The sequence below is a fragment of the Phenylobacterium sp. genome (genome assembly GCF_044372605.1).
GTDB lineage: Bacteria > Pseudomonadota > Alphaproteobacteria > Caulobacterales > Caulobacteraceae > Phenylobacterium.
In genome coordinates this window covers 1-7,010 of the sequence record NZ_JBILRO010000184.1, presented here as the reverse complement: position 1 = coordinate 7,010, position 7,010 = coordinate 1, and the positions used below count along the sequence as shown (strand labels likewise).

Here is a 7,010-nt window from a genome sequence, read left to right as displayed (position 1 = left end):
GCCGCCGCCGTCAGCGCGCTGGGCTCCCGGACCAATATCGAGGTGGTCTCGGCGCCCAAGATCATTGCGCTCGACAACCGCACCGCCCGCCTGCAGGTCGGCGATCAGGTACCTGTGGTCACTCAATCGGCCCAGACGACCACCCCGGATCGTGGCGCGCTGGTCAACACCGTCGATTATCGCAGCACCGGCGTCATCCTCAACGTGACGCCCCGGATCACCGGTGGCGACCGGGTGGTGCTGGATGTCTCACAGGAGGTTAGCTCCGTGGGCCGGACCAGCACCTCGGGCATCGACTCCCCCACCATCCAGCAGCGCCGCTTCGAAAGCACCCTGGTGTTGGAGGACGGCGGCACCGTGGCCCTGGGCGGCTTGATCAGCACCACGCGCTCCAACAACAATTCGGGCGTCCCCTGGCTGAAGGATGTACCGGGCGTCGGTGGCCTCTTCAGCACCCGCAACCGCGACCAAAGCCGCAGCGAGCTGATCGTGCTGCTGAGCGCCCGCATCATCGGCGACAAGGCCTCGGCCGGACGCGCCATGGCCGACCTGGCCGCCGACATGACCGAGCTTCAGGCCCGTGGTCTGCTGCCGAACCCTTGACCCTGACGATGCGGGCTACGCCACGCCGGCGGCCATGGTGCTGGCGCTCGCCCTGTCTTTGGTCGCCACCGCCATGGTGGCGCGCAGCGTCATGACGCTCAGGCTCGCCAAGGCTGATCTTGAGCGAAGCAAGATCGAACTCGTGCTGGACGGTGGGCATCTGGCGGCGGCGGCCACGGTAGTTCGCGGGGGATCGGGTGGACCCTACCGCTGGGCGCTCCCGACGGATTCGGGGTTTGCCGAAGCTCTTGTGGAGTCCGAAGCCGACAAGCTTCGTCTGTCCGCAGGTGCCTCGCTTTCCGACGAGGTTCTGGAGTCATTTGGCGTGGTCGATGTGGCTGCCTTGAAGGCGAGGCTCAATCAGGTGTCTGACGCACCCTACGTGGAAGTCTCGTCGCTCGACACCGCGCCGCTGTGGCGAGAGTGCGCACCCAGCCTGATGTCCAGCCTAGGAACCCGGGACAGCTATGCCCCGCCGCGCCCAACTGAGCCGGCCGCCGCGCCGTCGGATCCTGAGGCCCTGCCAAACCCCCCGGATTGGCGCGTCGGAGAGACGTGGCGCGTCCGGGTCACAACTGGAGCGGGTTGGCGAGACGACCGTATTGTGAGATTTACAGGAGACGCCCGACATCCCGCTGCGGTGGTGAAACGGCGTCTGTCGCGTAGCGACGGAGGACAGGGGCGATGCGACGACATTTTGGCCAACGCCGGATAGACGCGGACGCTGGCTATACGCTCACCGAGATCCTGGTGGTCATGGCTATCATCGGCATGCTGGCGGCCGCCCTGACGCCGGGTCTCGTTGGACAGTTGGGCCGCTCGCGCGCGAAAACCGCGCAGGTTCAGGTCGAGACCGTGGCCGCTGCTGTTGAGATGTTCCGCTCCGATATGGGCCGTTACCCAACCCAGTCCGAGGGCCTGCAGGTCCTGATGAGTCAGCCAACGGACGGCGAAGGCTGGGTCGGGCCTTACGTGAAGAGCGCAAAGGCGCTGACCGACCCCTGGGGCAAGCCGATCGAGTACAAGATGGGTGAGGATGGCCGGAACTATGCCGTCATTAGCCTGGGCGCCGATGGACAGGCGGACGGTCAGGGCCTCAACCGCGACCTAAGCGCACCTGCCGCCCGATGACCCAGACTCTCGCCTCGCTCAGCCTGGCTGGCGTCGCGGGACTGGCGCTGGGGAGCTTTGCGGTGACGTCCGGTCTGCGCCTGAGCCGGGGCGCCTCAGCGATGCGGGGTCGCTCGCAGTGTGACACCTGCGGGCATCAACTGGGGTTCGCCCAGACGGTGCCGGTGGTCTCATATCTCAGGTTGTCCGGCGCCTGTGCGGCCTGTCGCGCGAAGATCGATCCGACCCATCTGGCTGGCGAGGTGGCGGGCGCGGTGGTCGTGGTGACGGCTTTGTTTGCGCAAGACCTTCCGCGCAGTCTTTTGCTTATGGGGCTGGGGCTGACCTTGATTGCGGCTATCGCGGTAGACTGGAAGGTGCGCCGCCTGCCTGATCCGCTTACCTTGGCTTGCGCGGCGCTCTGTGCGGCGCTGGCGGTCCTGGTGTCCTGGCAGCGACTGGCGGAAGGCTTGATCGCCGCGACGGTAACTACGTTGACATTGCTGGCGGTGCGTTGGCTGGCCGCGCGACGAAGCGGCGAGCCGGGACTTGGGCTGGGAGACGTGAAGTTGCTGGCTGCGCTCGCGCTCTGGCTCGGTCTCGCCACGCCCTGGCTTATCGCCGCTGCATCGCTTCTTGGCCTGCTCCTGATGGCGATCACCCGCCCGAAGGACGGCCGCCTAGCCTTTGGGCCGGCCATTGCGGTCTCAGCCTGGACCATCGGCATCATCGGGGAGGCAGGCCAATGGCCGATGATGATGTAGGTGCGACGTTCGCCAGGGCCAGCCGCCCGCGGCGCGAGAACGTGCTGCAGCGTCTGACCGAACTGAACATCGTGGAGCCCTCGGCGGTGGCTCGCGCCGAAATGGTCGCCTCACGTACCCGTCAACCCATCGAGCAGGTCCTGAACCAGCTCGGTGCGCTCTCTGATGATGACCTCGTCGAAGCCTACGCCGCCGTCTGCGGGTGCGAGGTCTGGGAGCCGAGCCGCGCGCCGACCGAGGTTGAGCTTCAAGACCTCGGCGTCTCCGCCGACTTCCTGCGCCGCGCCCGCATCCTGCCAATCCAGCGCTCCGGGCGGACTCTTGTCTGTGCGGCTTGCGACCCGCTGGACGATGAGGCGTTTGCGGGCCTCGTCTTCGCCACCAGTGCGGACATCGTCATCCTGGCGGCGCGACCATCGGATTGGTCCCGCGAGTTTGATCGGGCGTTCGGTACTCCTCGCGAAGTCGCAGCCCGTCCGGATGAACGCCGCCTCGAGCGCGAACTGGATCTGGTGTCCGACCGCTCAACGGAAGGCCCCGGCGCACGCCTCGTCGCTGCAGCGTTCGAGGCCGCCATCGCCGTGGGCGCCTCCGACATCCACTTTGAGCCCACACGCCACGATCTGCGCATCCGCCTGAGGGTCGATGGTCGACTGGTCGATCACCAGACCGTGTCGGCCGATCTGGCAGCGCCTGCCGTGTCGCGAGTGAAAGTCATCGCCAACCTCAACCTTGGCGAACGCCGGCTGCCGCAAGATGGCCGCACCACCTTCGTGGTTGAGGGCAAAAAGGTCGACGTCCGGGTCGCCACTTCGCCGACGGTGTTTGGCGAATCCGCTGTCCTGAGAATCCTGGATCGTTCCGCCGTTCCATTGGATCTTGAAAAACTGGGCCTGGGCGCGCCGGTCATCGACGTCCTGATGCGTGCGGCGCGAACCGCTCACGGTCTCTTCCTGATCACGGGCCCCACCGGCAGCGGCAAGACCACCACGCTCTATGCGCTCCTGCAGACCTTCGCGGGCTCGGGCAAGAAGATCCTCAGTGTTGAGGACCCGGTGGAATACCACTTCGACCATGTCTCCCAGACCCAGGTCGCCTCGCACCTTGGGTTGACCTTCGCGGCGGCCCTGCGCTCGTTCCTGCGTCAGGACCCGGACGTCATCCTCGTTGGCGAAATTCGCGATCCTGAAACTGCTGCGGTCGCCGTCCAGGCCGCCATGACCGGCCACCTGGTCCTGGCCTCGGTTCACGCCAATGATGCGCTGGCCGTCCTGCCGAGGCTCCGAGACATGGGCGTGGAACCCTACCAGCTGGCCGCAGGCTTCCGGGGCGCCGTCGCTCAAAGACTGGTCCGCAGGCTTTGCCAGCGCTGCGCCAAAGCCGAACCTCCCAATGAGGCCGAGCAGCTCTTCGCTCGCGCGGTCGGCAAGAGCCTGCCAGATACTCTGATGCACCCGGTAGGCTGCACCTATTGCCGCCGTTCAGGCTTCAAGGGTCGGCTACCTATCAGCGAAGCGTTTCTGTCCACCGACGAACTGTTGCGCGCCGTCGCTGATCGCGAACCTTCCTCCCGCATCGAAGCCATGGCCAAAGACGGCGGCCTGGATGGGATGGCCGCCGACGGCTACCGGCTGGCGCTTACCGGCGTCACCACGCTCGAGGAGGTGGCTGCCGCCATCCATGGCTGACCTGCACTTCAGTTATGTGGCCATCGACCGCACCGGGCGGCGTGTGCGCGGGCAGCTGTCGGCCGGCAATGACGCTGCCGCCTATGATCAGTTGAAGCGCGACGGCTTCTCGCCCATCAACATCAAGGCACGCCAGGCCACGAAAGCCCGTCCTGCCAAGACCCAGCGCTTGGGCAATCGCGAAATCGCCGACTTCCTCTCCGGCCTCGCCGAACTCCTCAAAGCCGGCGCCGACATCCGCACGGCCCTTGGCATCCTGAGCGCCCGCTTCGAACGCGCCTCCGTGAAGAAGATCGCCGAAGATCTGACTTCCGATATTGGCGGCGGGGAGCCGCTGGATCGTGCATTCGGCCGCGCCTTTCAGAAGTCAGAGGCTTTTGTCGCGCCGATGGTCGCTGCCGGCGAAGCCGCAGGCGACCTGCCCGGCGGACTGCAACGCGCCGCCGACGTGATCTACTCGCGCCTCAAGCTCCGAGACCAACTGGTCACGGTCCTGGCCTATCCCGCGTTCGTTTTCGTCAGCGCCATCGGAGCCCTGGTGGTGATCCTGCTCTACATCGTGCCTTCTATAGCGCCGCTGGCCGAGGAAATGGGTTCCGAGCCGCCAATGGCGCTGTCGCTCATGTTGTCAGCCAGCAATTTCCTGAGCGCCAATCTGGCCCTCATCGGACTTGCGATTGCGGGAGCCGCCACGGCCACCCTTGGGGCGGCCCGCGCAGGCCTGCTCTCCGCTCCGCTGGATCGCCTGCTGCTCGACGGCCCTGTTCGTCGAACGGTCTCAGGTCTGGTGTTTGGGTCGTTCTCCATGTCCCTTGGCTCCATGGTCGCTGCCGGGGCGCCGATCAGCGAGGCCCTGCGACTGGCGATCCGCACCGCCCCTCTGGCGGGTGCGCGCAAGCGCCTGGAGCCGGTGGCGCTGGCGGTTCGTCAGGGCGAGTACCTGTCCGGCGCCCTGGGCGAGGTGCGCGGCTTTCCACAATCGATCATTCGGCTGGCGGCGGTGGGCGAAGCCTCCAATGCCGTTGGTCCAATGCTGACCCGCAGCGGCCAGATGGAAGAAGACGCAGCCCTTCGCCGTATCGAGACGATCGGGCGGATCGCCGGGCCTGCTTTGATCGTTCTGCTTGGGGGACTATTGGGCGTCCTGATGGGCGGGCTGCTGTCCGGTGTCAGCCAGATGGGCCAGTCGGCTTTGGAATAGTCATGCGCGCGAAAGCGTCGAAGGAGACAGCAATGGGTCCAATGGCAAGATGCATGTTGGCGGCGGCGGCGGCCCTGATCGCCGCGCCGGTGGCCGCGCAGGAGATGCCGCCGCTGGTGTCGGCCTATGCTCGCCAGTTAGCGGAACAGTGCGGCCCCCTGCCGCCCGGAGCCACGACCCTCAATCTCGTCGACCGGGTCGATCTGAACGGCGACAAGCTGGACGATTGGGTTATCGACGCCAGCCGCTACCCCTGTCCGGGTCGCCCGGCTTTGGCGGTTTCTGCGGGCGCGCTGGTGACCGTGTTCAAGGGCATCGATAGCGGCATGGCCATTCCAGCGTTTCAGCGTACGGGGTTCGGTTCACGCCTTCAGCGCGCGCCGGACGGGTCCTCGTCCTTGTGGATCAGCCTAGGGGGCTCGGACTGCGGCGATACAAAGCCCGAGACGCGTTGCGAGCGGCGAGTGATCTGGCGGACGGCAGAAGGTCGCTTCGATGCCGTGGCGGCTGAGGTGAAGACGGCGGCTTCGCGATAGCCTTCGGCGAGCACCAACGGAACTCAAACCCCCTCAGCTCTTCTTCGGAAAAGTGCTCGCGAGATCAGCGCCGCGATGGCGCTGCCGGCAGCGTTGGCGACCAGATCCTGCCATTCCGCATGCCTTGGCGTGAAGCCCCACTGCATTGCCTCAATGCCGCCGCCCAGGGCGAGCATCGCACAGGCCAACACCCTCAGACGCGCTGATGGCCAGACCTGCCGCGCCAGAAAGGTGAGCACCCCGAAGGCCAGAATGTGCTGGGCGTCTTCGCTCAGCGGAATCTGGACCGGGTGAGGCCAGAAGGCCAAGCCACTGATCGCTACGACACAGGTCATCAGAATGACTGAGGCGAGCCGCCGTGAGGCTCCTGACCTAAACAGATTCGCCAAATTCTAGGGCTCCATAGAACTGGAAACGGTCTTGCCAGGTGAAATCCACCGGGGCGGCTCGACTCTGATAAACGCCTCAGATGACCGGGCATCCCAAGCCTGATAACCCGCTTCGCTGGTTCGATTATTCGCCCGATGTGATCCAGATTGTGGCGATGCATTATGTGCGCCTCCCCTCTCGCTGCGCAATATCGAGGAGTTGGCCTTTGAGTGCGGTATCAGTATCTGCCACGAAACCGCGCGCCTTTGGGTGAGCCGATCCGGTCCGATGTAGGTGGTGTCAGTCCGTCGGAAACTGCGCTCCTGTCAACTTCGCGGACTGCGCCTTTGGCGCGGATGACGCCCGTCACGAATGACGGGCTGTGACTCATCAAAGACGTTCGGAAGGTCTGCTATCAGCGCGAGCGTTGCAGGAGGAATTGGCCGCTCCTAGGCTCGCCCGCGAATAGCCGCATGGCGATTTCGATCGTCAGGCAGACCGGACCCGCCTGAACTTCGGCAGTTGCCGTTTCGGCGCGTCTGGCGGCTATAAAAGCATGCCAGAGGGCTCCCGATCGAAGACAGGTGTGAGGAGGCGGAAGGTTTCGTCAGCTCGTTGGGCGACGACGTCGAATTCCTTAACCTCTTCGAGGAAGGCCACGGGCGCAGCTTGTTGCGATCAAATTGCACTTCAAATTGAGTGTTGGGAGAGTGCGACTCCATCAACTGTTGATCTGCGT

General features: G+C 65.3%; 8 protein-coding genes. 7 read left to right on the top strand and 1 reads right to left on the bottom strand.

Going from position 1 to position 7,010, the window contains the following annotated elements:
* From ACIQ42_RS13775 to ACIQ42_RS13745, 7 genes are all read left to right on the top strand, one after another.
* Positions 1 to 603: type II secretion system protein GspD (locus ACIQ42_RS13775; protein ID WP_397422807.1), on the top strand; the 603-nt coding region annotated here is incomplete at its 5' end.
* On the top strand, positions 581 to 1,318 hold the full coding sequence (locus ACIQ42_RS13770; RefSeq protein WP_397422806.1) for a hypothetical protein: 738 nt from the start codon (positions 581 to 583) through the stop codon (positions 1,316 to 1,318). The genes ACIQ42_RS13775 and ACIQ42_RS13770, both read left to right, overlap by 23 nt.
* Positions 1,288 to 1,734, top strand: coding sequence for a type II secretion system major pseudopilin GspG (gene gspG / locus ACIQ42_RS13765; RefSeq protein WP_397422805.1), 447 nt, complete (start codon positions 1,288 to 1,290; stop codon positions 1,732 to 1,734). The genes ACIQ42_RS13770 and gspG overlap by 31 nt, the downstream gene beginning before the upstream one ends.
* Positions 1,731 to 2,477, top strand: a complete 747-nt coding sequence (locus ACIQ42_RS13760; RefSeq protein ID WP_397422804.1) for a prepilin peptidase — start codon at positions 1,731 to 1,733, stop codon at positions 2,475 to 2,477. Before gspG ends, ACIQ42_RS13760 begins: the two co-directional genes overlap by 4 nt.
* Positions 2,459 to 4,165 (top strand): GspE/PulE family protein, encoded by a 1,707-nt coding sequence (locus ACIQ42_RS13755; protein WP_397422803.1) that lies wholly within the window; start codon positions 2,459 to 2,461, stop codon positions 4,163 to 4,165. Before ACIQ42_RS13760 ends, ACIQ42_RS13755 begins: the two co-directional genes overlap by 19 nt.
* Positions 4,158 to 5,366 carry a type II secretion system F family protein gene (locus tag ACIQ42_RS13750; protein WP_397422802.1) on the top strand — a complete coding sequence of 403 codons (1,209 nt, stop codon included), beginning with the start codon at positions 4,158 to 4,160 and terminating at the stop codon, positions 5,364 to 5,366. The genes ACIQ42_RS13755 and ACIQ42_RS13750 overlap by 8 nt, the downstream gene beginning before the upstream one ends.
* Positions 5,367 to 5,407: 41 nt before the next feature.
* Positions 5,408 to 5,902 carry a hypothetical protein gene (locus ACIQ42_RS13745; RefSeq protein WP_397422801.1) on the top strand — a complete coding sequence of 165 codons (495 nt, stop codon included), beginning with the start codon at positions 5,408 to 5,410 and terminating at the stop codon, positions 5,900 to 5,902.
* Positions 5,903 to 5,925: 23 nt separating this feature from the next.
* Here the strand turns inward: ACIQ42_RS13745 and ACIQ42_RS13740 are convergent, their stop codons facing one another.
* A complete protein-coding gene (locus ACIQ42_RS13740; protein WP_397422800.1) occupies positions 5,926 to 6,210 on the bottom strand; it encodes a VanZ family protein in 285 nt (94 codons plus the stop codon).
* Positions 6,211 to 7,010 lie beyond the last annotated feature (800 nt).